22 protein-coding genes and 3 tRNA genes are annotated in these 25507 nt (G+C 71.3%); 14 read left to right on the top strand and 11 right to left on the bottom strand.

What is annotated here, in order from left to right; all coding sequences use genetic code 11:
• Positions 1-224: 224 nt before the first annotated feature.
• Entirely contained in the window at positions 225-983 is a 759-nt protein-coding gene (locus ACFWJW_RS28345; protein WP_387246704.1) for an SLATT domain-containing protein, read from the bottom strand.
• A 287-nt stretch (positions 984-1270) separates the two neighbouring features.
• Between ACFWJW_RS28345 and purD the strand changes: the two genes are divergently transcribed.
• The 4 genes from purD to ACFWJW_RS28325 all read left to right on the top strand — a co-directional run bounded on the left by purD (position 1271) and on the right by ACFWJW_RS28325 (position 7758).
• Positions 1271-2536 carry a phosphoribosylamine--glycine ligase gene (gene purD, locus ACFWJW_RS28340; protein ID WP_387246702.1) on the top strand — a complete coding sequence of 422 codons (1266 nt, stop codon included), beginning with the start codon at positions 1271-1273 and terminating at the stop codon, positions 2534-2536.
• 545 nt (positions 2537-3081) lie between these two features.
• Positions 3082-4914: a hypothetical protein gene (locus ACFWJW_RS28335; RefSeq protein ID WP_387246700.1), complete on the top strand. Its 1833-nt coding sequence runs from the start codon at positions 3082-3084 to the stop codon at positions 4912-4914.
• 235 nt (positions 4915-5149) lie between these two features.
• Positions 5150-6631, top strand: a complete 1482-nt coding sequence (locus tag ACFWJW_RS28330) for a N,N-dimethylformamidase beta subunit family domain-containing protein (RefSeq protein WP_387246698.1) — start codon at positions 5150-5152, stop codon at positions 6629-6631.
• A gap of 227 nt (positions 6632-6858) precedes the next feature.
• Positions 6859-7758 carry a phosphoribosylaminoimidazolesuccinocarboxamide synthase gene (locus ACFWJW_RS28325; protein ID WP_387246696.1) on the top strand — a complete coding sequence of 300 codons (900 nt, stop codon included), beginning with the start codon at positions 6859-6861 and terminating at the stop codon, positions 7756-7758.
• Between the two features lie 41 nt (positions 7759-7799).
• Here ACFWJW_RS28325 and ACFWJW_RS28320 read toward each other — a convergent pair.
• The 8 genes from ACFWJW_RS28320 to ACFWJW_RS28285 form a co-directional block, all read right to left on the bottom strand.
• Positions 7800-7872: transfer RNA gene (locus ACFWJW_RS28320), tRNA-Gly, on the bottom strand.
• Between the two features lie 53 nt (positions 7873-7925).
• Positions 7926-8528: a response regulator transcription factor gene (locus tag ACFWJW_RS28315; protein ID WP_387246712.1), complete on the bottom strand. Its 603-nt coding sequence runs from the start codon at positions 8526-8528 to the stop codon at positions 7926-7928.
• Positions 8529-8602: 74 nt separating this feature from the next.
• The gene (locus tag ACFWJW_RS28310) at positions 8603-9859 is read right to left on the bottom strand and encodes a sensor histidine kinase (RefSeq protein WP_387246694.1); all 1257 of its coding nucleotides are present in this window, start codon (positions 9857-9859) and stop codon (positions 8603-8605) included.
• Between the two features lie 31 nt (positions 9860-9890).
• The gene (locus ACFWJW_RS28305; RefSeq protein WP_387246692.1) at positions 9891-10706 is read right to left on the bottom strand and encodes an ABC transporter permease; all 816 of its coding nucleotides are present in this window, start codon (positions 10704-10706) and stop codon (positions 9891-9893) included.
• Positions 10703-11749 (bottom strand): ABC transporter ATP-binding protein, encoded by a 1047-nt coding sequence (locus ACFWJW_RS28300; protein WP_387246690.1) that lies wholly within the window; start codon positions 11747-11749, stop codon positions 10703-10705. Before ACFWJW_RS28300 ends, ACFWJW_RS28305 begins: the two co-directional genes overlap by 4 nt.
• A gap of 158 nt (positions 11750-11907) precedes the next feature.
• Positions 11908-11980: transfer RNA gene (locus tag ACFWJW_RS28295), tRNA-Gly, on the bottom strand.
• A 74-nt stretch (positions 11981-12054) separates the two neighbouring features.
• Positions 12055-12126 (bottom strand) — tRNA-Gly (locus tag ACFWJW_RS28290).
• Between the two features lie 119 nt (positions 12127-12245).
• A complete protein-coding gene (locus ACFWJW_RS28285) occupies positions 12246-12566 on the bottom strand; it encodes an Lsr2 family protein (protein ID WP_387246688.1) in 321 nt (106 codons plus the stop codon).
• 300 nt (positions 12567-12866) lie between these two features.
• Between ACFWJW_RS28285 and purS the strand changes: the two genes are divergently transcribed.
• From purS to purM, 8 genes are all read left to right on the top strand, one after another.
• The gene (purS, locus tag ACFWJW_RS28280) at positions 12867-13112 is read left to right on the top strand and encodes a phosphoribosylformylglycinamidine synthase subunit PurS (RefSeq protein WP_042151546.1); all 246 of its coding nucleotides are present in this window, start codon (positions 12867-12869) and stop codon (positions 13110-13112) included.
• Positions 13109-13789, top strand: a complete 681-nt coding sequence (purQ, locus tag ACFWJW_RS28275) for a phosphoribosylformylglycinamidine synthase subunit PurQ (protein ID WP_387246685.1) — start codon at positions 13109-13111, stop codon at positions 13787-13789. Before purS ends, purQ begins: the two co-directional genes overlap by 4 nt.
• Entirely contained in the window at positions 13786-16035 is a 2250-nt protein-coding gene (gene purL, locus ACFWJW_RS28270; protein ID WP_387246683.1) for a phosphoribosylformylglycinamidine synthase subunit PurL, read from the top strand. The genes purQ and purL overlap by 4 nt, the downstream gene beginning before the upstream one ends.
• Before the next feature lie 155 nt (positions 16036-16190).
• Positions 16191-16703, top strand: coding sequence for an ArsR/SmtB family transcription factor (locus ACFWJW_RS28265; RefSeq protein ID WP_387246681.1), 513 nt, complete (start codon positions 16191-16193; stop codon positions 16701-16703).
• A gap of 29 nt (positions 16704-16732) precedes the next feature.
• A complete protein-coding gene (locus ACFWJW_RS28260) occupies positions 16733-17599 on the top strand; it encodes a M23 family metallopeptidase (protein ID WP_387246679.1) in 867 nt (288 codons plus the stop codon).
• 10 nt (positions 17600-17609) lie between these two features.
• Entirely contained in the window at positions 17610-18407 is a 798-nt protein-coding gene (locus tag ACFWJW_RS28255) for a sterol carrier family protein (protein WP_387246677.1), read from the top strand.
• A 363-nt stretch (positions 18408-18770) separates the two neighbouring features.
• The gene (gene purF, locus ACFWJW_RS28250) at positions 18771-20330 is read left to right on the top strand and encodes an amidophosphoribosyltransferase (RefSeq protein WP_387246675.1); all 1560 of its coding nucleotides are present in this window, start codon (positions 18771-18773) and stop codon (positions 20328-20330) included.
• A 33-nt stretch (positions 20331-20363) separates the two neighbouring features.
• On the top strand, positions 20364-21458 hold the full coding sequence (gene purM, locus ACFWJW_RS28245) for a phosphoribosylformylglycinamidine cyclo-ligase (RefSeq protein WP_387246673.1): 1095 nt from the start codon (positions 20364-20366) through the stop codon (positions 21456-21458).
• 183 nt (positions 21459-21641) lie between these two features.
• On the opposite strand, the gene ACFWJW_RS28240 is transcribed toward purM, so the two are convergent.
• Both ACFWJW_RS28240 and ACFWJW_RS28235 read right to left on the bottom strand, forming a co-directional pair.
• Positions 21642-21887 (bottom strand): DUF3073 domain-containing protein, encoded by a 246-nt coding sequence (locus ACFWJW_RS28240; RefSeq protein ID WP_159744727.1) that lies wholly within the window; start codon positions 21885-21887, stop codon positions 21642-21644.
• A 317-nt stretch (positions 21888-22204) separates the two neighbouring features.
• Positions 22205-23323, bottom strand: coding sequence for a Leu/Phe/Val dehydrogenase (locus tag ACFWJW_RS28235; RefSeq protein WP_387246670.1), 1119 nt, complete (start codon positions 23321-23323; stop codon positions 22205-22207).
• 196 nt (positions 23324-23519) lie between these two features.
• Between ACFWJW_RS28235 and ACFWJW_RS28230 the strand changes: the two genes are divergently transcribed.
• Together ACFWJW_RS28230 and bldC are read left to right on the top strand one after the other, a co-directional pair.
• Positions 23520-24356: a hypothetical protein gene (locus tag ACFWJW_RS28230; protein WP_387246668.1), complete on the top strand. Its 837-nt coding sequence runs from the start codon at positions 23520-23522 to the stop codon at positions 24354-24356.
• A gap of 514 nt (positions 24357-24870) precedes the next feature.
• Entirely contained in the window at positions 24871-25077 is a 207-nt protein-coding gene (gene bldC, locus ACFWJW_RS28225) for a developmental transcriptional regulator BldC (RefSeq protein WP_003949541.1), read from the top strand.
• Positions 25078-25507: the final 430 nt, after the last annotated feature.

Genomic DNA, 25507 nt, shown 5'->3' with positions numbered 1-25507 from the left:
GTGTCCGGACGTAAAGCGAAGCAGTCCGGACACCCTGCCCCGGAGGCCCGTCACCGCACCCCGACAGCCCCGCGCAGCGGCCCACAGCCCGCCGCAGGCGCAACGGCGGGGGCACCGCGCAGCGGGCATCAAATGGCGAGCAACACCCACGGCGGGAAAGCCGAAAACGCGGGCCGAACGCAAAGCGCAGCGGAACGGCGGGAAAGCCGAAAACGCGGGAAGCACTACTCCGGCGGCCGCTGCCGAGGCATATTCGGCCGCGCCGCCCGCGGTGGCACCGCGAACCGCCCCGACGGCGCCGCGCCCTCCGGACGCGGCGCCACGGCGGCGGAGCCGCCCCCGTGCGCCGCGGCAAACCGCAGCGAACCGGCCCGGAACTCCGTCATCCAGTCGGCCGTTTCGGCCCGCACCAGCTCGCCGAGGTCCTCGTTGAAGCGCCGCAGTACGCCCAGGCAGCGCTCCGCCGCCTCGCCCGCGGTGCCCTCGGCCGGCCCGAGCACCTCCCGTACGCTCTCCGTCGCCCAGTCGAACTGGAGCGCCTCCAGCCGCCGGTGGATCGCCTGCGCGGTCGCGAGGTCCCGCATCCATCCGGCGGTCACCCCGAAATACCGGTCGCCGCCCACGCACACCGCCGCCAGCAGCAGCGACAGACAGCCCCAGGACGCCCCGCCTTCCCAGACCCCGGCGAGGTCCAGCAGCGGCAGCGCCCCGCCGAGGGTCACCGCGGCCGCGGTGCCCAGCCGCAGCACCCGTGCGCCGCGGCGCTTGGCGACCCGGTCGTGCAGGTACCAGTCGGCGGCGCGCAGCGCGCCCTCCTCGGTCCAGAGATAGAGCGCGTCCAGACGGTCGGCCGGTTCGCCCCAGTCGCCGAGCGGGAAGACCCGTCCGGCGAGATCCCGGCGGCCGGGCCCCCGGCCGCCGCTCTCCTCCTGGGGGCGGCTCTCCCGAGGGGGCCCCTCGGGCTGCATCTCCGGCTGACTCACCCGTGCACTCCCTCTCTCCGTTCTTCACAGATACGTGCGGTGCACGCGTGACATCCGGGACGGCCGTTGCGCGCAGTCCCCCTTCCTACCGCCGAACGGCTGGCGTCGGCCGCACGATCACCCTCTTTCCGCCCGGAAGTGGTGCGGGATCGGGTATAAGGCCGCCGGGCGTCTCACCCGAAAGAGTGGCCAACGCGGTGACGCACAGTTTCCGGCCGCCCCGGCGCCGCCCGCCCCCGGGCCCGGCCGACGTCGGGACGGCCGGGGCTCTCGTCTAGGCTGCCACCGTGAAGGTCCTCGTCATCGGCGGCGGCGCCCGCGAACACGCCCTGTGCCGCTCTCTGTCCCTCGACCCCGACGTCACCGCGCTGCACTGCGCTCCCGGCAACGCCGGCATCGCCGAGGTGGCCGAATTGCACGGGGTCAACGCCCTCGACGGCCAGGCCGTCGCCGAACTCGCCGCCGGCCTGGAGGCCGATCTGGTCGTGGTCGGTCCCGAGGCCCCCCTGGTGGCGGGCGTCGCGGACGCCGTACGCGACCGCGGTATCCCGGTCTTCGGCCCCTCGGCCCAGGCCGCCGAGCTGGAGGGCTCCAAGGCTTTCGCCAAGGACGTGATGGCCGCCGCGGCCGTCCCCACGGCCCGCAGCTATGTCTGCACCACCCCGGAAGAGATCGACGCGGCCCTGGACGCCTTCGGCGCGCCGTACGTCGTCAAGGACGACGGTCTCGCGGCCGGCAAGGGCGTCGTCGTCACCGAGGACGTCGAGGCCGCCCGCGCGCACGCGCTGGCCTGCGACCGGGTCGTCATCGAGGAGTTCCTCGACGGCCCCGAGGTCTCCCTCTTCGCGGTCACCGACGGCGAGACCGTCGTCCCGCTCCAGCCCGCCCAGGACTTCAAGCGGGCCTACGACGGTGACCAGGGCCCCAACACCGGCGGCATGGGCGCGTACAGCCCGCTGCCCTGGGCCGATCCCCAGCTGGTCGACGAGGTCATGGCCACCGTCCTTCAGCCCACCGTCGACGAGCTGCGCCGCCGCGGCACCCCGTTCTCCGGGCTGCTCTACGCGGGCCTGGCGATCACCTCGCGCGGGGTCCGCGTGATCGAGTTCAACGCGCGCTTCGGCGACCCGGAGACCCAGGTCGTCCTCGCCCGCCTCAAGACCCCGCTCGCCGGCCTGCTGCACGCCGCGGCCACCGGCACCCTCGCCACCTTCCCGCCGCTGCGCTGGAGCGACGGCGCCGCGGTCACCGTCGTCATCGCCTCCCACAACTACCCGGACACCCCGCGCACCGGCGACCCGATCGACGGCCTCGCCGAGGTCGTGGCGGAGGACGCCCCCAAGGCGTACGTCCTGCACGCCGGCACCAAGCGTGACGACTCCGGCGCGGTGCTCAGCGCGGGCGGCCGGGTGCTGTCCGTCACCGCCACCGGCTCCGACCTCACCACCGCCCGGCAGCGCGCCTACCGCGCCGTCGGCCGGATCTCCCTGGACGGCTCCCAGCACCGCACGGACATCGCCGCCAAGGTCGCGGACGAGGCCGCGGGCGCCTAGCGCGCACGGCCGCGACGGTGCACAGGGCCGCGACGGCCCACAGCACTGCGACGGCCCACAGCACTGCGACGGCGCGAGGGGCACCCGGACGTGCCCCGCGCGCCCGTCGCGGCCGGTGACATCTCCCCTGGGACACATGGCACATACCGTGGCATATGCCTCAGGTCTGTGGGCGCAGACCGGGCCGCATCCGCCATGGCCGGTGAGCGCAAACCGGGCCGAATCGCCCGCGGTCCCCACCCTTCCGGCACCGGTTCCCGGCTTTGCCCAAAGCCATTCCATCGAGTGACCGCACCAAGTAACCGGCTGACGAGACGAAAACCCCCAACTAGGGTGCCGCGCAAGCGTCCTGTGGTGGCCGGGCCGGATTCCGGCGCGGTGATCACGGTGGCGTCCGGCAAGTGGCTCACCGGCATTGCGATGTCAGTGGCCGGTGCCACAGTGGGTGGGGAGTGAGCTCGCTCCGCACAACGCGCAATTCTCGTACGTCCGTCCCGTGTTCTCTCCGTCCGGCTCCTTCAGGACAGCAGGGGGTGTACAGGCTCGTGGCAAGTCCGGAAACAGGCGTCCTGGCGGCGCGTGCCCGCGCCCTCGCCGTGCTGCGGATCCGCAGCACCGCGCTGGCCGTGGCACTGCTGCCCGCGGCGGTGGCCGTGGTGCTGCTCGCCGGCCGGGCGACCGGCCATCTCGGCGCGGGCCCGGGCTGGGACCTCGCCCGCTGGATCGCCGGCGGCCTCGCGGTGCTCAGCCTGCTGCTGGCCGCGCTGGTCGCGGTGGTCGTCGCGCGCGCCAGACCGGCCCTCAGCCCGTCCGTCCCGATCTCCGAGAAGTCGGCCCCCGATCTCTACCGCCTGGTGCGCGACCTCGCCGACCGCCTGGAGGTCCCCGCGCCCTCCGCCATAGCGCTCACCCCGGACTGCGACAGCTGGCTCGAGGACCGTACGCACCGCGCCCACGGCCCGCCCCGCCGCGCCAAAGGACGTGCCGACGGGGAACGCCGGGTGCCCGAGGCGCCGGTCCTGGTCATCGGCTCGCCGTTCCTGTGGTGGATGCGGGTCGCCGAGCTGCGCGCCCTGCTCGCCCCCGTCGTCGCCGGCACCGGCCCGTCCGCGCACCCCGACATAGCGGCCGCCCGCCGCTTCATCCGTGGCCTGGACGCCGCGGTCGCGGTCTCCGCCCGCGCCCGGCGGCCGGTGCGGGGCCTCCCGCTCCGCTTCGTCGGCCGGGTGGCGCGGCTGCTGCTGCGGGCCGGCCGCGAACACGCCACGATCATGGAACGGGCCGTCGCGGCCGCCGCCTCCGAGCGCGCCCAGACCGTGGACTACGGCCTGCGGATCGTGGCCCAGGAGCAGGTCGGCCTCGCGTACGCGGGCTGGGACCGGCTGCTGACCCGGGTCGCGCTGCCCGCCTGGCGGATGGGCCGCTGGCCGTCCCGGCTGGACGCCGGGGTGGTCTCCGCGCTCACCGAGCTCTCCCGCCGGGACCGCCTCGCCGACGGCTTCGCCTCCCGTCTCGGCGAGCGCCCGGCCTGCGACCTCCTGGAGGAGCCGGGCGCCATCGACCGCGCCGCCTCGCTGCTGGCCGCCCGCCTCTTCCACGGCGGCCCGGCCGAGCCGGGACCCGACTGGTCACCGGTCGGCTGGCACCAGTACCCGGAAGAGGTCGTGGACCGGAAATGGCGCCTGGAGGCCGCCCGCCTCCACCGGGTGCTCGACAACCTCCCGGCCACCGCGCTCCCGGCGGCCCCGCCCGCACCGGCCCAGGACCCGGCCCCCGCCCCGCCCCTCTCGTACGCCCGCACCGCCGCCCGTACGCCCGTCCACCACCCCGCGGAGCGCCCGCCCGCCGACGAGCCCGCCATGGTCCCGCCCGTCACCGGCCACCGCGAGGAGCAGCCGCCCGCCCCGGCCCCCGGCCCGACCCTGGCCCGCGTCATCGACCGGCTCACCCATGACGCCTGCGCGGGCGATCTCGTCGCCGCCCGGCTGGGCGCGGAGGTCGAGCGCGAGGAGCGCGAGGAGGCGGCTCGCCAGGCCGCCCGCGGCACCGCGCAGCAGGACGCCGCCATCGGTGTGGCCTGGGGCGACGGCATGGCCGAGGGCGGTCTCCCGCTGTTCCCGCTCCAGCCGCCCCGTACGGGCCGCGAGCTGCTCGCCGACCACGTCACCGCCATGGTCTGCTGCGCCGCCGTCGACACCGCCGGTGCCACCCCCGGCCTGGACTGGCTCGACGGGCCGGCGCTGCTGGTCGACGGCGCCCGCCGGTCCGACCTCGGCCGCCCGGTGCTCAGCCTGGTCGACGACGGCGACGCGGAGCCGCTGCGCGGCTGGCTGACGACGATCGGCGTACGCCCGGAAAAGCCGGTCCGACTGGTATGACACCGGGCCGCGGCGGCCGGCGGAGCGCCGGGCGTCCCGGGCGGCTCGCTCCATCGGCTGAATGTTCCCTTCCAGTTCGCATTTCGGGGGCGGTTGCATCTAAATTCACGACGAAGGGTGACGGAGTGGGTGCGTAATGTGATGTGCTGGGGGACGGCCGGCCGGGTTCGTCCCGCCGGCGCTGCACCGGCCCGAGGGGCCGCGGCCGATGGGGGACGCGGGAGGGGAGTGGAAGGTGGCGACGGATCAGATCAGGCGCTGGGAGTCGGGCGCCCTCGCCCACGCGGTCACGGACCCGTTCGGGCAGGGCCCGCTGCCCTGGCTGCGCGGCAGCGAGAACTACTTCGACTCCGGCCGGATCATCCCCTGGTACGTCGACCCCGCCGTCGCCCAGGGCGACCTGAGCGTGCCCGCACCCCACAAGCACAACGGCCCGCGCACCGCCGATGACGTCCACCGCCAGATCAAGGGCTTCGCCGGCCCCGGAGCGGTGGCCCCCGGCGAGGCCATCGACTTCCGGGTCTCGGTCGACCCGCCCCAGCCGTTCAGCATCGACATCTACCGCATCGGCCACTACGGCGGCACCGGCGCCCACAAGGTCACCACCAGCCCGCGGCTGGCCGGCATCGTCCAGCCGCCCCCGCTGACCGCCGAGCGCACGGCCTCCTGCCATCACTGGTGGCTCTCCTGGCGCCTCCAGGTCCCCACGTTCTGGAACCTCGGCGCCTATGTCGCCGTGCTCACCACCGCCGACGGCCGCTACCGCTCCCACATCCCCTTCACCGTCCGCGACCACGAGCCCGCCGATCTCCTCCTGCTGCTGCCCGACATCACCTGGCAGGCTTACAACCTCTACCCGGAGGACGGCCGCACCGGCGCCAGCCTCTACCACGCCTGGGACGAGAAGGGCGCCCTGCTCGGCGAGCGGGACGCCGCCACCACCGTCTCCTTCGACCGCCCCTACGCGGGCGCCGGCCTGCCCCTCCATGTCGGCCACGCCTACGACTTCATCCGCTGGGCCGAGCGCTACGGCTACGACCTCGCCTACGCCGACGCCCGCGATCTGCACGCCGGCCGGGTCGACCCGTCCCGCTACCGCGGCCTGGTCTTCCCCGGCCACGACGAATACTGGTCGGTGCCCATGCGCCGCACGGTCGAGGCCGCCCGGGACACCGGCACCTCCCTGGTCTTCCTGTCCGCCAACACCATGTACTGGCAGGTCGACCTCTCCCCGTCGCCCTCCGGCCCGGACTCCCTGCTCCACTGCCGCAAGCGCCAGGGCCCCGGCCGCCCCGCGCTCTGGCGGGAGAACGGCGATCCCGAACAGCGCCTGATGGGTATCCAGTACGCCGGGCGGGTCCCCGAACCGGCCCCCCTGGTCGTCCGCAACGGCGGCCACTGGCTGTGGGAGGCCACCGGCGCCCACGAAGGCGATGAGCTCCCCGGCCTGGTCGCCGGGGAGGCCGACCGCTACTTCCCGCGCACCAGCCTCCCCAAGCACACCGAACGCATCCTGCTCGCCCACTCCCCGTACCGCGACAGCGAGGGCACCCGCCGCCATCAGGAGACCTCCCTCTACCGCGCCCCCAGCGGCGCCTGGGTCTTCGCCTCCGGCACCTTCGCCTGGTCCCCCGCCCTCGACCGCCCCGGCCATGTCGACCAGCGCGTCCAGCGCGCCACCGCCAACCTCCTCGACCGCATCTGCAAACGCGACTGAGCCGGCCGCCGTACACCGGAGTGCGGCGGACGGCCGCACTCCGGCCACGGTCCTGCTCGCCGCGGTCGTCCCGGCCGCGGCCGGCCTCGCACTGATTCGCCCGCCGGGGCACCCGCCGCACCGGCCGGCCACCGGGCTTCGGGGGCGCATCCGGCCCCCGTCCGTCACCTCCGGCACGCGTGAGGGAGAATCGGTAGGACTCCTGGATCAACCTACGCGGAGGAAGCGTGCCCGGTTTTGTAGAAAAGCCTGAGCCGGTGGAGGTCCCCGGACTCACCCACCTCCACACCGGCAAGGTGCGCGACCTCTACCGGAACGCCGCCGGTGACCTGGTCATGGTCGCCAGCGACCGGACCTCGGTCTACGACTGGGTGCTGCCCACCGAGATCCCGGACAAGGGCCGCGTCCTCACCCAGCTGTCCCTGTGGTGGTTCGATCAGCTCACCGACCTGGTCCCGCACCACGTTCTGGCCACCGACGTCCCGGCCGGTGCCCCCGCCGACTGGGAAGGCCGCACCCTGGTCTGCAAGTCGCTGGACATGGTCCCCGTGGAGTGCGTGGCCCGCGGCTACCTCACCGGCTCCGGCCTCGCCGAATACCGGCAGACCCGCACGGTCTGCGGACTGGCCCTCCCCGAAGGTCTCGTCGACGGCTCCGAGCTCCCCGCGCCGATCTTCACCCCGGCCACCAAGGCCGCCGTCGGCGACCACGACGAGAACGTCACCTACGAGGAGGTCGCCCACCAGGTCGGCCCCGAGGTCGCCGCCGAGTTGCGGCAGACCACCCTCGCCGTCTACGGCCGGGCCCGCGACATCGCCCGCGAGCGCGGCATCATCCTGGCGGACACCAAGTTCGAGTTCGGCTTCGACGGTGGACGGCTGACCCTGGCCGACGAGGTCCTGACGCCCGACTCCTCGCGCTTCTGGCCGGCCGACCTGTGGCAGCCGGGCCGCGCCCAGCCGTCCTTCGACAAGCAGTTCGTGCGCGACTGGCTGACCTCTCCCGCCGCGGCCTGGGACCGTACGGGCGAGGAGCCGCCGCCCGCCCTCCCGCACGAGATCGTGGAGAGCACCCGCGCCAAGTACATCGAGGCATACCAGCGCCTCACCGGCCTCAGCTGGGCATAACGGAAAGGACCCCGGTCACCGACCGGGGTCCTTCTTCCCTGAGCGGACGACGAGGCTCGAACTCGCGACCTCAACCTTGGCAAGGTTGCGCTCTACCAACTGAGCTACGTCCGCATGCTCCGCGCAAAGCTCCTGGAATCAGGCGCCGCCGCGCGGTGCGGGGTCCACTATAGCCAACCCCGCTCGCGGGCGAGGCGCGCCGCCGCATGACGGTTCTCCGCGCCCAGCTTCGCGGTCGCCGACGAGAGATAGTTCCGCACCGTCCCCGGCGACAGCGCCGCCCGCGCCGCGATCTCCGTGACCGGCGCCCCGGCCTCGGCGCATTCCAGCACCTCCGCCTCCCGGACCGTCAGCGGCGACTCCCCGGCGCTTATCGCGTCCGCCGCCAACTCCGGGTCCACATAACGGTTTCCGGCATGCACCGTGCGGATGATCTCCGCCAGCCGCTGCGCCGACACGGTCTTCGGCACGAACCCCCGCACCCCGGCCTCCAGCGCCCGCTTCAGATGCCCGGGCCGCCCGTGACTCGTCACGATCATCGCCCGGCACCCCGGCACCTCACCCCGCAACGATGTGGCCACCGCCACACCGTCCGCCCCCGGCATCTGGAGATCCAGCACCGCCACATCCGGCTCATGCGCCCGCGCCATCGCCCGCGCCTCCGGCCCCGTCGCCGCCTCGGCCACCACCCGCAGATCGTCCTCCAGCGACAACAACGCCGCCAGCGCCCCACGGATCAGGTGCTCGTCATCCGCGAGCAACACCCGGATCGCCCGCTCACTCACCCCGCCACCCCGCTCCCTCCACCACGGCCCCCTTCCGGCACGCTCCCCGCCCACCTGTGCTACCCACTCGCCGCCCCCACGGGGAGCTCGACCGTCAGCCGGAAGCTGCCGTTCGGGACCCGGCCCGACGTCAGGCTCCCGCCCAGGGGGCGAAGACGCTCCCGGAGTCCCTTGAGGCCGCTGCCGGGGACCGACCCGGCGACCGCCTCGTCCGGCGGGTGGGTGACGCCGTCGTTCTCCATGGTCATCACGAGCACCGAGCGCCGCGGATCGATCCGGGTCCGCACCGCGCAGTTCCGCACCTCCACCGCATGCCGCAGGACGTTGGTGGTGCCTTCGCGGACGACCCAGCCGAGCGCCGACTCCACCTCCGGCGAGAGCTGTGCCCCCTCCTCGCCCTCGATACGGCAGTCCACCCCCGCCGCCCGCAGTATGGAGCGGGCCCCCGCCAACTCCGCCTGGAGATCGGCCTTCCGATAGCCGCGCACCACCTCCCGGACCTCCCGCTGGGCCTCCTGGGCGATCCGCTGTACCTCCACCATCTGCTCCACGGCCTCCGGCCGCTCCCGTCGCGCCAGCTGGACCGCCAGCTCGCCCTTGAGGGCGATCACCGCCAGATTCCGGCCCATCACATCGTGCAGATCCCGGCTGAACCTCAGCCGTTCCTCGGCGACCGCGAGCTGTGTCTCGGTGCTACGGGCCGCGTCCAGCTTCCAGATCACGCCGAGCAGCCAGCCCGTGGGCCGCGCCAGCCCGAAGCTCCACAGACCGGCGAAGAGCAGCAGGACCGCCATGGCCCCCGAGCTCAGCCAGGAATGCGTGACCAGGAAGAGCAGCCCCACGGACGCCACGGCGCTGCCGGCCAGCGCGGCCAGAAACTTCCGCTTGGACACCACCAGGCTGTGGGCCATGAAGAACGGTGTGAGGGTCGCGCCGATCGCCAGCCCCGTCGCACCCACACTGTCCTTGCCGGCGGGCCCGTTGGCGATGACCAGCGCGAACAACGCGACCTCGGCGACGAGGGTCAGCACCCCCGAGACCAGCAACAGGGTGCGCGGTGTCGCCCCCCGTTCCAGATACCGGTTCAGCGCGCGGTTCAACAGCGGTACGGCCAGCGCGGCCTGAGCCACGTTCAGCCCCATGGCGACACCGGCCAAGGTGACCGGCAGCGGGCTGCTGCCCGCCCGGCTCATGACGGGTGTCACCCCGCTGAGCACGGGAAGCCAGGGGAGGAGGTACAGACTGCCCCGGAAGTAGGCGTCGATCATGGCCATCTGGCCCCGCCGCCGCCACACCGCCCGTAGCTTGCCGATCATCCGCTGCCCCGCCCCCGTCGTCCCGATCCTGCTAGCGCCTCGGCTCCCAGCGGAACCACCGCTGGACAGCAAACAGCGCGAGCCCCGTCCAGGCCAAGCCGGTGAGCAGCTGCCCCACCGTCTCCTTGAGGCCCTCGCCCCCGGTCCAGCCGGCCCGTATCAGCTCCATCGCCGGTGACAGCGGAAGCAGTTCGAGCACGGAGGCCACCCGCTCCGGAAGGATGTCCAGCGGGACCACCATCCCGGACCCGGCCAGCGACACCATCATGAAGGGGAGCACGGCGAGCTGGGCGGCCTCGGCCGACTTGGCGAGAACGGAGGATGCCGCGGCGAACCCCACGGTCGCGGCCATGCCGAGCACCACCCCGGCGATCAGGAGATGCGGCGCGGCCGGCATTCCGGCGTCCAGGACCAGACCGCCCAGGACCACCAGAAGGACACACTGCATCAGCCCGAGCAGTACCGCCGGCAGCGCCGTGCCCGCCAGTATTTCCAGGTCCCGCAGCTCTCCGGTCCGCAGCCGTTTCAGGACCAGTTCTTCACGCCGCGCGGTATACGCGCCGGTGAGGCTGGAGTAGACGGCGAAGACCAGCACATACCCGAGGGTCGCGGGCAGGAGCGCAGATCCGACCGACAGCCCGGTGCCGGCCACCATGTTCTCGACCGCCCCTTTCATGGCGAACGCCAGGGCGACCGGGATGATCAGCGAGGTCGTCAGCGCGGTCTTGTTGCGGCCGAGAAGGGTCAACTCGGCTCGTCCCAGGGCGAGGAGACGCGCCGCGGTGCCGGTCTCCGCGGGTGTTCCGGCGGCCTCGATACCGACGGCTTCCCGCACGCTTGCACTCATGAGTTCTCCAGCCCCTTTGCGATGTGCAGAAATGCCTCTTCCAGGGATGCCGACCTGACATCCAGATGGCCCAGCGCTATCCCCTTGTCCCGCGCCCAGACCAGGACGCCGGTCGCGGCACGCTGGAGGTCGTCCGTCCGCAGCCGGACCGTGCGCCCGTCCGTCTCATGGCCGAGGACGCCCAGCTCTCCCAGCGGCGGAAGATCACCGAGATGGAATCCGGTGGGCAGCTCGAAGGAGATGTGCGAGGGGTGTGCGGCGACCACGTCCGCGACATGCCCTGCCGCCGCGATCCGCCCCTCGTGCAAGATCGCCAGCCGGTCCGCCAGCTCCTCGGCCTCTTCGAGATAGTGCGTGGTCAGCACGATCGTGGTCCCGGAGTCCCGCAGCTCACGGACCAATTCCCACGTGGCATGGCGCGCTTCGGTGTCCAGACCGGTCGTCGGCTCGTCCAGGAACAGCACCTCGGGCCTCCCCAGCATCGCCAGGGCGAGATCCAGCCGCCGGCGCTCGCCACCGGACAGCTGCTTGACCCGCACATCCCTGCGCCGCTCCAGCCCCACGGAGCCCAGGGCTTCGTCGACCGGGCGCGCCCCGCTGGTGCACCCCGCCCACATCCGCACGGTCTCCGCGGGCGTCAGCTCGGCGGGGAAGCCGCCCTCCTGGAGCATGACGCCCACCCGGGGCCGCACCTTGCGCCGCTCCCGGAACGGGTCATGGCCAAGGATCCGGACCCGCCCGGCCGTGGGCAGGGCCAGGCCCTCCAGCAGTTCGAGAGTGGAGGTCTTGCCCGCCCCATTGGTCCCCAGAAGCGCGAACAGCTCCCCGCGTTCGACGGAGAAGTCGATCCCGCGCACGGCCTCGAAGCTCCGCTGTCCGCTCCGCCCCTTTTCCCCGTCACGGTCCCGCGGACCGCCCGCGCGCCGGCCGCCGGCACCGTAGCTCCTGCGCAGACCGGTGACTTCGATCACATCGGCCCCGGAACCGGCGCTCCGTGCGCCGCCGCGGCCGACACCCCCGATGGTTTTCTCCCCGATGTTCATGAGACCAGCGTTCCGCCGGATCAAGGCTTCGGGCAGTGCGGGCTGTCATCGCAGCTGATGACAAATGTCAGTTGCCCCCGAGCGGAAGGGGGGAAGGGGGAGAGGCGATGCCACAGAAAGAAGGCCCCGGTCGCAATGACCGGGGCCTTCTTTATCTGAGCGGACGACGAGGCTCGAACTCGCGACCTCAACCTTGGCAAGGTTGCGCTCTACCAACTGAGCTACGTCCGCAGGCATCCACTCGGCTTTCACCGAGCGGCGCGACAGCTACTCTACCTGATCCTTTAGGAAGGTTGAGCAGTCAGAGCGGGTGACAGGGATTGCACACTGCGCCTCCCTCTTGGAAAGAGGGCGCTCTACTACTGAGCTACACCCGCGTGACTCCGTGAGGTCCGGCCTTTCGGCCTCGCCCCTCGGCGTGCTCCAGACTCTAGCTGATCAGTAGGGGTGCTGTGCAAGTCGGCTGCGCGCGGGCCGAGGGATGCCGGCAACTCCGTCAGTGATTGGCGGCGTTGAAGGCTTCGTAGACCTTCTTCGGGATCCGGCCGCGCGGCGGGACGTCCATCTGGTTGGAGCGGGCCCAGGCACGGACGGCCGCGGGGTCGGGGTTCACCGCGGTCCGGTGGTAGGTCTTGCCGGACTTGGCCCGCTTGCGGCCGGCCTCGACGAACGGAGCGAGGGCACCGCGCAGTTTCTTCGCATTGGCGGGATTGAGGTCGATCTCGTACGACTTCCCGTCCAATCCGAAGGTGACCGTCTCTGCGGCTTCTCCTCCGTCGATGTCATCGGAGAGCGTTACTACTACGCGCTGCGCCACGGATATCGGTCCTTTCGGGGAGCAACCCCTTGTTGACATGGGGTGATGCTCCGGATCCGGCTGATTGGGATCAATGCTTTTTCATTTGTACAGCGATGGGCATTGCATTGTGAAGCCCAGTTAATTTTGTCAGCGTGTCTTCCCGCAATCCGGACCCCGGATCTTTTCGAGAATTTTTCCTGCGGTGCACTCCCGCCGATACCGGACCGTGATCCGGAGCACCGTATATCTATGCGCGTAGATTTTCGAACACGGTACTGTGAGGACACCGCCTTACGCACCACACCACCGGGAGTGCCAGTGGCACGCGTCGTAGTCGACGTCATGCTCAAGCCGGAGATCCTCGACCCGCAGGGGCAGGCGGTGCAGCGCGCACTGCCACGCCTGGGCTTCGAGGGGATCGCCGACGTCCGTCAGGGCAAGCGTTTCGAACTTGAGGTGGAGGGTCCGGTCGACGAAGCCGCCCTCGCTCGCATCCATGAGATGGCCGAGACCTTCCTCGCCAACACCGTCATCGAAGACTTCACCGTGCGGGTCGACTCATGACCTCGCGGATCGGAGTCATTACCTTCCCCGGCACGCTCGACGACCGCGACACCCAGCGCGCGGTCCGGGTGGCCGGCGCCGAAGCGGTGCCGCTGTGGCACCGCGACAAGGACCTCAAGCAGGTCGACGCCGTGGTGCTGCCCGGCGGCTTCTCGTACGGCGACTATCTGCGGGCCGGGGCCATCTCCCGTTTCTCGCCGGTGATGGAGACCGTTATCGAGCAGGCCAAGGCCGGTATGCCCGTCCTGGGTATCTGCAATGGCTTCCAGGTGCTCACCGAGAGCCACCTGCTGCCCGGCGCGATGCTGCGCAACAACCATCTGCACTTCATCTGCCGCGACCAGAAGCTGCGGGTGGAGAACGCGGAGACTTCCTGGACCGTGGACTACGAGTCCGGCCAGGAGATCAGCGTTCCGCTGAAGAACATCGACGGCCGGTACGTCGCCGACGAGCGCACGCTCGACATGCTCGAGGCCGAGGGCCGGGTCGCCTTCCGCTACCTGGACGGCAACCCCAACGGTTCGCTCCGCGATATCGCCGGCATCACCAATGAGGCGGGCAATGTCGTCGGCCTCATGCCGCACCCCGAGCACGCCGTGGAGCCGCTGATCGGTACGGGCCGTACCGACGGCCTCGGATTCTTCACCTCGATCCTGAAGAAGCTGGTCAACGTATGACTCTCGACACCGTCAAGCACGCAGCCGAGACGCCGGACACCGACCAGCCGTGGGCCGAACTCGGCCTGAAGCAGGACGAGTACCAGCGCATCCGGGAGATTCTCGGCCGCCGTCCCACCGGCGCCGAACTCGCCATGTATTCGGTCATGTGGTCCGAGCACTGCTCCTACAAGAGCAGCAAGGTCCATCTGAAGCAGTTCGGCGAGAAGGCCCCCGAGAACGACGCACTGCTCGTCGGCATCGGCGAGAACGCCGGTGTCGTCGACGTCGGCCAGGGCTACGCCGTCACCTTCAAGGTGGAGTCCCACAACCACCCCTCGTACATCGAGCCCTACCAGGGCGCGGCCACCGGCGTCGGCGGGATCGTCCGCGACATCCTCGCCATGGGTGCCCGCCCGGTCGCCGTCGTGGACCCGCTGCGGTTCGGCGCCGCCGACCACCCCGACACCAAGCGCGTCCTGCCGGGCGTGGTGGCCGGAATCGGCGGCTACGGCAACTGCCTGGGTCTGCCCAACATCGGCGGCGAGGTCGTCTTCGACGCCTGCTACCAGGGCAACCCGCTGGTCAACGCCGGCTGTATCGGCGTCATGAAGCACGAGGACATCCACCTGGCCAAGGCGTCCGGCGCGGGCAACAAGGTCATCCTCTACGGCGCCCGCACGGGCGGCGACGGCATCGGCGGCGTCTCCGTGCTGGCCTCGGAGACCTTCGACGACTCCAAGCCCACCAAGCGCCCCGCCGTGCAGGTCGGTGACCCCTTCCAGGAGAAGCTGCTCATCGAGTGCACCCTGGAGATCTTCAAGGAAGACCTGGTCGACGGCATCCAGGACCTCGGCGGCGCCGGGCTGTCCTGCGCCACCAGCGAGCTGGCCTCGGCCGGTTCCGGCGGCATGCGCGTCGAGCTGGACACCGTGCCGCTGCGCGACTCCTCGCTCTCGCCCGAGGAAATCCTCATGAGCGAGTCCCAGGAGCGCATGTGCGCGATCGTCGAGCCCGGCAAGGTCGACCGCTTCCTGGAGATCTGCGAGAAGTGGGACGTCATCGCGACCGTCATCGGTGAGGTGACGGACGGCTCCCAGCTGGAGATCTTCTGGCACGGCGAGCAGATCGTGGACGTGCCGCCGCGCACCGTCGCCCACGAGGGCCCGGTCTACGAGCGCCCGTATGCCCGGCCCGACTGGCAGGACGCCCTCCAGGCCGACGACGCCGCCAAGCTGGCCCGCCCGGCGACCGCGGAGGAACTGCGGGCGCAGGTCCTGGCGCTGGTGGCCTCGCCCAACCAGGCGTCCAAGGCGTGGATCACCGACCAGTACGACCGGTTCGTGCAGGGCAACACCGTCCTCGCGCAGCCGGAGGACGCCGGTATGGTCCGCATCGACGCGGACAGCAACCTCGGTGTCGCGCTCGCCACCGACGGCAACGGGCGCTACGCCAAGCTCGATCCCTACACGGGCGCGCAGCTGGCGCTGGCCGAGGCGTACCGCAATGTCGCCGCGTCCGGTGCCAAGCCGCTGGCGGTCTCCGACTGCCTGAACTTCGGTTCGCCCGAGGACCCGGCGGTGATGTGGCAGTTCGCCGAGGCCACCCGTGGTCTCGCCGACGCCTGCCAGACCCTGGGCACGCCCGTCACCGGCGGCAATGTCTCGCTCTACAACCAGACCGGCGAGGTGGCGATCCACCCGACCCCGGTCGTGGCGGTGCTCGGTGTCATCGACGATGTGAACCGCCGTACGCCGATCGCCTTCGCGGAGGAGGGCCAGCTGATCTACCTCCTGGGTGACACCCGCGAGGAGCTCGGCGGCTCGGCGTGGTCGCAGGTCGTGCACGACCACCTCGGCGGTCTGCCGCCGAAGGTGGACCTGGAGCGCGAGCGGCTGCTGGCGGAGGTGCTGATCTCGGCCTCCCGTGACGGCATGATCGACGCCGCGCACGACCTCTCCGACGGCGGTCTGATCCAGGCGCTGGTGGAGTCCTGCCTGCGCGGCGGCAAGGGCGCCCGTCTCGTCGTTCCCGACGGGCTGGACCCCTTCGTCCTGCTGTTCTCCGAGTCGGCGGGCCGTGCGGTCGTCGCCGTCCCGCGCAGCGAGGAGCTCCGCTTCACGGACATGTGCGGTGCCCGGGGGCTGCCGGCCACCCGGATCGGTGTGATCGACGGCGCGGAGATCGACGTCCAGGGGCAGTTCAGCATCCCGCTGAGCGAGCTGAAGGAGTCGCACGAGGCCACGATCCCGGGCCTGATCGCCTGAGACCGGGCGGGCGGTGCGCACCGCCCCCGTATGACGGTCCGACGGCCCGTCCCCACCACCAGGGGGCGGGCCGTCGCCTTTTCCGTAGTGGGCAGCAGTGGGCAGCAGGGGGCAGCGCCATTGCCAAGGATTACGTAATTACGTAATCTCCCATCATGGATCTCGAACAGCGGGTGGCCGAGCTGGAGCGACGGCTGGCCGTTTTGGAGCAGGCCGCCGACCGGCCGGCACCCCCGCCCGAGCGTGAGCCCGACGACGAGCTGTGGGCCCTGCGGGGCCTGAAGTCCCAGCTCACCGAACTGGGCGCGGACAACGGGGGAGTGCTCTTCACCGGTGCCGTCCGCATTCCGGCCGGCCAGCGCTACGAGTGGCAGTACGGCCTGGTCACCGACACCGTGCTGGACCGTGACTGGGGAGCCGCTGCCGAGTCGTTCGCGGCCCTCGGCCAGCCCGTACGGCTGCGGCTGCTGCGCGAGATCCTCGGTGGCCGCTGCACCGCCGCCGAACTCACCGAGCTCGACGGCACCGGGACCACCGGCCAGATCTACCACCACCTGCGGCAGCTGACCGCCGCCGGCTGGCTGCACACGGCCGCCCGCGGCCGCTACGAGGTACCCGCCGACCGCGTCGTACCGCTGCTGGTGATGCTGACCGCCGCCGGGCGCTGACCCGCCCCAACCGACCCCAGGGGGACCCCATGCCGTCCACGTCCATACGGAAGCTCTCCGCACTCGCCGCCCGCCTCTGCCTGCTGGCCTTCCTCGGGCTGGTCGTCGCGCAGTTCTTCACCGACCTCTCGTACTGGTGGGCCTGGATTCCGCTCGCCCTGTGGATGCTGATCGGATTCGGCGTCAACCGCTCGGCGTCCCGCGCACGGTCCGAGGGCGCCACCGCGCGCGCTTCCGAGCCGGTGACGACCGCCGCCCCGGTCACCGGGCGCTGGAAGGCCCAGAACAGCCCCGCCGACAAGGTGCCCAGCCACGGCACCCGGGCCTACGGGCAGGCGTACGCCATCGACATCGTGGCCGAGCCGGCGTCCGGCGCCCGGCCCGGCTTCGGCTGGTGGCCGCTCGCCCGCCGCGGTGCGGACTTCCCGGCGTTCGGCGCGCCCCTGCTCGCCGTCGCCGACGCCACCGTCGTCCGCGCCGACGACCGTCAGCGCGACCACCTCAGCCGCACGTCCTGGCTCGCGCTGGCCTACTTCCTCGTCGTCGAAGGTCTCGTCCGCTCCCTGGGCGGCGCCCGGCGGGTCATCGGCAACCACGTGATCCTCGACCTGGGCGGCGGCACCTACGCGCTCTACGCCCATGTCCGCCACGGCTCGCTCACCGTCCGTACGGGGGACCGGGTACGGGCCGGGCAGCCGATCGGCCAGTGCGGCAACTCGGGCAACAGCACCGAGCCGCATGTCCACTTCCAGCTGATGGACGCCGCCGACCCCGACGCCGCCGACGGGCTGCCCTTCACCTGGCGGGGCCTCGGCGTCCCGGCCAACGGCGAGATCTTCGAGGCGGCCGCGGCGCCGGCGACGGACTCCGACGGCGTTGTCAGTGGTCCCGCCTAGGCTGATCACCATGCCTCCCGCCGCCCGGAAGCCGCGCCCCCGTCAGTACGACCCGAAGAAGACCCGGGCCGCCGTCACGGCCCAGCTCGATCATGTCCGGGACGCCGTACGCGGCCTCACTCCCGGGCAGTTCGCGCTGCCGACCCGGCTCGGCGACTGGACGGTGCGGGAGCTGGTGGCGCATCTGGCCATGACGCTCGGGGCGGTGACGCGCGGCCTCGCGCAGCCGGCCCCGCCGCAGCCGGAGACCACCGTGCTGGAGTGGCCGTCCGCGTCCGCCCCGTTCGCCTCCGCGATCGACGAGCGCACCCGCGCCCTGGCCGCCGCCCATGAGCCGGTGGATTTGCTGGAGCGCACCGCGGCCGAATTCGCCGAGCGCGTCGGAGCGGAACGGGACGACCGGGTGGTCGCGGCCCGCCCCGGCGCGATGCGGCTGTCCGACCTGCTGGTCACCCGCTGCCTCGAACTGGTCGTGCACAGCGATGATCTGGCGGCGGCGACCGGCCGGGAGATCCCGTACGACCGCCAGGCCCTGGCCACCACGACCCGGCTGCTGGCCGATGTGCTGGCCGCCCGCGCGCCCGGCGGTTCGGTCGAGGTCCGGGTGCCGCCGTTCGCCGCGGTGCAGTGCGTCGAGGGGCCGCGGCACACCCGCGGCACCCCGCCGAATGTGGTCGAGACCGACCCGCTGACCTGGATACGGCTGGCCACCGGCCGTACGACCTGGGCCGAGGCGGTGGACGCGGCGCGGGTCAGCGCCAGCGGCGAGCGGGCCGACCTCGGCGGCCATCTGCCCGTCATGAGCTGACCCGGGCGACGAGCCGGACCGGGCGGTTTCCGGCCGCGAAGGGTGCGTCGCGTATCTCACACGGGAGGGAGAGCCCCGGCGGGCGACAAATCCGGTGAAAGTGACGCCATGACCGCACAACGGTCGGGTGGTGAAGCCAGCGGAAGTGGAGCGCCGTAATCCGCTCGGCGGCGAGAAAGCGCAGTTCAGCGGGGTGACCGTGCAGGCGCACGGCCCCAGGAGAGGCGACGTCCCGGCCGTTCGCCCGCCGGCCCGGTGCCGGCGGCCGCGTCGCGCACAACCGGGGGCGCATTCATGCACTTCTCCAGTTCCGCGGCCATCCCCGGTTCGGATGAATGCGCGACCTGCCCTAGACTCGGTGCCGTGCCACGTGGTGACGGACGACTCAACCACGACCTGCTCCCCGGCGAGAAGGGCCCCCAGGACGCTTGCGGCGTCTTCGGTGTCTGGGCTCCGGGTGAAGAGGTCGCCAAACTCACCTATTTCGGGCTGTATGCGCTGCAGCACCGTGGACAGGAGTCCGCGGGCATCGCGGTGAGCAACGGCTCCCAGATCCTCGTCTTCAAGGACATGGGCCTGGTTTCCCAGGTCTTCGACGAGACTTCCCTCGGCTCCCTCCAGGGCCATATCGCCGTGGGCCATGCCCGCTACTCCACCACCGGTGCCTCGGTGTGGGAGAACGCCCAGCCGACGTTCCGTGCGACCGCGCACGGCTCGATCGCGCTCGGCCACAACGGCAACCTGGTCAACACCGCCGAGCTGGCCGAGATGGTCGCCGCGCTCCCCCGCGAGGGCGGCCGCGCGACCCAGGTCGCGGCCACCAACGACACCGACCTGGTGACGGCCCTGCTGGCCGGCCAGGTCGACGAGGAGGGCAAGCCGCTGACCGTCGAGGAGGCCGCCCCGCGCGTCCTGCCGAAGGTCAAGGGCGCCTTCTCGCTCTGCTTCATGGACGAGCACACGCTCTACGCCGCCCGCGACCCGCAGGGCATCCGCCCGCTGGTCCTCGGCCGCCTGGAGCGCGGCTGGGTGGTGGCCTCCGAGTCCGCCGCCCTCGACATCTGCGGCGCCAGCTTCATCCGGGAGATCGAGCCCGGCGAGATGGTCGCCATCGACGAGGACGGCCTGCGCAGCACCCGCTTCGCCGAGGCCCGCCCCAAGGGCTGTGTCTTCGAGTACGTCTACCTGGCCCGCCCGGACACGGACATCGCCGGCCGCAATGTGTACCTCTCCCGTGTGGAGATGGGCCGCAAGCTGGCCGCCGAGGCGCCGGCCGACGCGGACCTGGTGATAGCGACCCCGGAGTCCGGCACCCCCGCCGCGGTCGGCTACGCCGAGGCCAGCGGCATCCCCTACGGCTCCGGCCTGGTCAAGAACTCCTACGTCGGCCGGACCTTCATCCAGCCCTCGCAGACCATCCGCCAGCTCGGTATCCGCCTCAAGCTCAACCCGCTCAAGGAAGTCATCCGCGGTAAGCGCCTGGTGGTCGTCGACGACTCGATCGTCCGCGGCAACACCCAGCGCGCCCTGGTCCGGATGCTGCGCGAGGCCGGCGCCGCCGAGGTCCACATCCGGATCTCGTCCCCGCCGATCAAGTGGCCGTGCTTCTTCGGCATCGACTTCGCCACCCGCGCGGAGCTGATCGCCAACGGGCTGAGCGTGGCGGAGATCGGCAAGTCGCTGGGCGCCGATTCCCTCGCGTACATCTCCATCGACGGCATGATCGAGGCGACCACGATCGCCAAGCCGAACCTGTGCCGCGCCTGCTTCGACGGCGAGTACCCGATGGAGCTGCCCGACCCGGAGCTGCTGGGCAAGCACCTCCTGGAGTCGGAGACCAAGGCACCGGCGAAGTCCGACGTGGACGGCGTCCAGACGCTCACGGCCGGGGTCGGCGGCGCCGACGCGCTGCGTCGCCCGTAGAGCTCGTACACACACGACACGAAGGTTCTCAGCATGTCCGCTGAATCATCTGAGCGTGCTCCGCACGCGGGCACTGGTGCCAGCTACGCGAGCGCGGGCGTCGACATCGAAGCCGGCGACCGCGCCGTGGACCTGATGAAGGAGTGGGTGAAGAAGGCCACCCGCCCCGAGGTCGTCGGCGGGCTCGGCGGCTTCGCCGGCCTCTTCGACGCCTCGGCGCTGAAGCGGTACGAGCGCCCGCTGCTGGCCTCCGCCACCGACGGCGTCGGCACGAAGGTCGACATCGCCCGCAAGATGGGCGTCTACGACAGCATCGGCCACGACCTCGTCGGCATGGTCGTCGACGACCTGGTCGTCTGCGGCGCCGAACCGCTGTTCATGACCGACTACATCTGCGTGGGCAAGGTCTACCCGGAGCGGGTCGCCGCGATCGTCAAGGGCATCGCCGAGGGCTGTGTGCTGGCCGGCTGCGCGCTGGTCGGCGGCGAGACCGCGGAGCACCCGGGGCTGCTGGGCGCGGACGAGTTCGATGTCGCCGGTGCCGGTACGGGCGTCGTCGAGGCGGACCGGGTGCTGGGCGCGGATCGCATCCGTACGGGGGACGCGGTGATCGCCATGGCGTCCTCCGGCCTTCACTCGAACGGGTACTCGCTGGTCCGTCATGTGCTGTTCGACCGGGCGGGAATGGCCCTGGACCGGGAGATCCCGGAGTTCGGCCGCACCCTGGGCGAGGAGCTCCTGGAGCCCACCAAGATCTACTCGCTGGACTGCCTGGCGCTGACCCGTACGACCGAGGTACACGCCTTCTCGCACATCACCGGCGGCGGCCTGGCCAACAACCTCGCCCGGGTGATCCCGGACGGTCTGCACGCCACCGTCGACCGCTCGACCTGGACCCCGGGCCCGGTCTTCGACCTGGTCGGCTCGGCCGGCTCGGTAGAGCGCCGGGAGCTGGAGAAGACCCTGAACATGGGCGTCGGCATGATCGCCGTCGTCCCGCAGGGTTCGGTGGAGGCCGCCCTGACCACCCTCGCCGACCGCGGTGTGGACGCCTGGGTCAGCGGCGAGATCGTCGAGCGCGGTGACCACGCCGAGGCAGTGACCCTGACCGGTGACTACGCGAGCTGACGGACCGAGCCGTCCCCCTGGTCCGGGACCGGGCCAGGGGAGGTGCCGCCCGTGCGGACAGCCGTCCGCGCGGCGGGCCCGCCCACGGTCATCCGGGCAGGCATCCGGGCAGCACAGAACCCGGTCCGGGTATGCCCAGGACCGGGTCCGCGATGCTGTTATGGGTGCCGCGAGCGCAGAGACTCAAGCGCGACGACGCTGGTCCGACGAGTCGCCCTCGTCCTCTTCGTCGTCGTTGTACAGCTCTGCGTACCGTGCGTACGGGTCGTCGTCCTCGTCCTCCTCGAACGGCTCTGCGTTCGGAGGCTGCTGGTTCGACGGTGATGCACCCAGCTCGTCGGCCAGTCGTGAGAGATCCGTCCCACCGCTGCTGTACTTCAGCTGGCGGGCGACCTTTGTCTGCTTGGCCTTGGCCCGGCCGCGCCCCATGGGTCGACCCCCTCAATGACGGGGCTCGATGGCCCCAGAGTCTTGACACGCGTTCATGGATCAGAGCGGACTCTCGACAGAGAGACCGGCCCGTAGGGCTTTAACGGTACCTGCTTCCGCGGCCATACGGTACGTCGCCCGCATCACCCGCCGCTCGGCACGACCCGCAAGGTGCCCCGTCCCCGCTGGTCAACTGCGATTTTAACCTGTCCTGTACGGCGACCCGCCGACGGGTGGTGAGGGATGTCTCCCTGATCACCCGTGGCGGGCCGCGCAAGGCACGCTTTCCGGCCGACAAGGCCGCATTTCCGGCTGCGTCAGGCGCGCCGGGCCTCCGCCATCCGCTGCTCGGCCAGGCGATCGGCGGCCGCGGCGGGCGGAATGCCGTCGGCCTTCGCACGAGCGAATATCGCCAGGGTGGTGTCGAAGATCTTCGCTGCCTTGGTCTTGCAGCGGTCGAAGTCGAAGCCGTGCAGCTCGTCGGCCACCTGGATGACGCCGCCCGCGTTCACGACGTAATCGGGGGCGTAGAGGATGCCGCGGTCGGACAGATCCTTCTCGATGCCGGGGTGGGCGAGCTGGTTGTTGGCCGCGCCGCACACCACCTTCGCGGTCAGCGCCGGCACCGACTCATCGCTCAGCGCACCGCCCAGCGCGCACGGCGCATAGACGTCCAGGCCCTCGGTGCGGATCAGCGCCTCGGTGTCCGCAGCCGCGGTGACCTGCGGGAACTTGGCACGGACCCGGTCCACCGACTCGGCCCGGACGTCCGTGATCACGACCTCGGCACCGTCCTGGAGAAGGTGCTCGACGAGCAGATGGCCGACCTTGCCGACGCCCGCGATGCCCACCTTGCGGCCGCGCAGCGTCGGGTCGCCCCAGGCGTGCTGGGCGGAGGCGCGCATGCCCTGGAAGACGCCGTAGGCGGTCAGGACGGAGGAGTCGCCGGCGCCGCCGTTGGCGGGGGAGCGGCCGGTGGTCCACTTGTTCGTACGGGCGACGACGTCCATGTCCGCGACGTACGTACCGACGTCGCACGCGGTGACATAGCGGCCCCCGAGGGAGCCCACGAACCGGCCGTAGGCGAGCAGGAGTTCCTCGGTCTTGATCAGGTCGGGGTCACCGATGATCACGGCTTTACCGCCGCCGTGGTCCAGCCCGGCCAGGGCGTTCTTGTAGGACATGCCGCGCGCCAGGTTCAGAGCGTCCAGCACGGCCTCCTCTTCGGAGGCGTAGGCATGGAAGCGGGTACCGCCGAGGGCGGGGCCCAGGGCGGTGCTGTGGATGGCGATCACAGCCTTCAGGCCGCTGGCACGGTCCTGGCAGAGAACGACCTGCTCATGCCCCCCTTGCTCCGATCGGAACAGGGTGTGCAGAACGCCGCCGTCGGTGCCGGCGGAGGCCGGACGTACGTCAGTCACTGTGGTGACTCCCATAAGTCGCGAAGGGACGCCCTCCGACGGGTGGGGAGGGCCGGTTGAAAAGAGCGTAAGACCTGCGGGGCCGGTTGATCCGTCAGGTGCCGAGGATCACCCTCTCCCGGGGGACGGGCATGGGACGATCTGGTCGTATCGCAGGCCGGCGGGGGACCTCGGGATCTCCCGGCGGTGACTTCCCTTTGAAGGAGCGGGCGTGGCCCAGGCGTCGTCGGTGAAGGTCCCGTACATGGCATATCTACGGGTCTACGAGCCGCTGGCTGCGTTCCCCGAGCCGGAGCGCTCCCACTGGGCCCGCTATGCCAAGCGGGCGAAGACCCCCACCGCACAGGACGAGCAGCGCCGGGCCCTGGCGGATCTGCTGCCGACCCCTCCGGTGCCGGTGCCGGTCCACGAGAGCGCGGACGCCTTCATCGCCGTGGTGAACGAGGTGACCTGCGTCTGCCCCTGGCGCACCCGGCTGCGTGGCTGGCAGGCCCTGGAGTCGCTGGACGAGCTGCTGCCGGCCTCGGTGCTGGACGCGGCGCTGCCCCCGGTGGTGCGCCGGCAGGCGGCCACCGACTACGAGCAGTGGCGGGAGCGCAACCCGGACGCCCGGCCCTGGATCCGCGGGGCGGCCTGGCACGTCCCGGTGCGCTGGTTCGTGCTGTTCTCCGACGGCGAGCGGGAGTACACGAAGGGTGAGCAGGAGCCGGTGCTGCGTTACCGGACGCCGATGGTGCAGGCGCGGCGACGGGTCGCCCGGGGGCTGCGGACGCTGCGGGACGCCCTGGAAGAGGGGCCCTTGATCGACGGCCTGGTAGATGTGGGGCGCTGGCTCGAGGAATTCCATCCGCGCTCGCTCGTGGAGCTGGACTACGGAGGGCTGGTGCACGCGGTGCCCGAAGCGCAGCTCGCCGAGGACCGTTCCGCCGCCGAGGTGGCGGAGGGGCTGGCGGCGCTGCGCGAGGGGGACGGTGAGCGGGCCGGAGTCGCGTACGAGAAGCTTTCCCAGCGGTGGCGTGCGGTGCGGGAACGGCAGTTCTCCAGCTGAGGCGCCGGTGCGGTGCCGTAGGCCGTGGCGTGGAAGCGTCGAGTTCGCTTTTCGGTGGTGGGACGGTAAAGGACGTAGGTCCTGATCCGGGCGATTGCCTCAAGCGTGACCTAAAGCACTGACATCGGGTCTTGCTCCCAAGCCATACCCTCGTGCCAAAATAGGACAAGGAGCCCGACCTGGGCTCCTTCCGTCCAACTAAGGGCGGATAGATCGGTATTGCGTTCCTTGAGGGGTCTCGTGGCGGCTGGTCATGCTGTGACTGATCGTCACGGACGGGTGACTGTCCGCTATGGCACGGTCCATCGGCATCCGCCGAGGTTGAACACCTGAGAGGGCAATTCCATCGGTTTGGCCGACGTGGCTGGACAGATGGTGTAGTTGTAGTGCCGAGGACAAGCCGTTCGTCCTATAACCGACTCGGCCCGCGTCCGCCATTTCGGGCAACGTGGGTCAAGGTGCAGAATTTAGAGGAAAGAACCGTGATGGTTCGGTTCTCCCGAGGAGGCCGCTCATGACCGCTCGCACCCCTGACGCCGAGCCGCTGCTTACCCCTGCTGAGGTCGCCACGATGTTCCGCGTGGACCCGAAGACGGTGACCCGCTGGGCCAAGGCAGGCAAGCTCACGTCCATCCGCACGCTCGGAGGACACCGGCGTTACCGCGAGGCTGAGGTCCGCGCACTGCTCGCGGGCATTCCGCAGCAGCGCAGCGAGGCCTGAACAACCGCATAACCAGGTCGTTTTCGGGGCCCCCAACCCGAAAGCGTCCGCTTTGCGCCACATAGCTCGACCGCTCCACCACGCTTCACACAGCTTCATACGACGCGGTGCCTGCCCCACAGGCCCCACACCCGCTCCACTTGGGTACGTCATCGATCGCGCTGGACTCCGCCGGGTCCAGCGCGATTTTTTCGTGTGCGCCCGCTTCAGGGCCCGTCGGGGCGGTCGGGCCGGCCTGGCGCCGGCGCCGTCCCGGACGGCGGCCAGGGGGTCTCCACGGCCCCTGTGAGGGGCTTTCCGCAGGGACCCCGAGCCCCCTCTCGGAAGCCCTCTCGGGGGAAGTGCAATTGCACATATTAAATTGACCGGTTGTAGGGCGGGTGTAAGTTCCTCATCGCGCCAAACTTGTTCGGTGACACCCGTCACACGA

It is taken from the genome of Streptomyces sp. NPDC127097, from assembly GCF_042724075.1.
Lineage (GTDB): Bacteria > Actinomycetota > Actinomycetes > Streptomycetales > Streptomycetaceae > Streptomyces.
The sequence above is the reverse complement of the archived record's forward strand: the minus strand, read 5'-3'. Positions and strand labels throughout refer to the sequence as shown.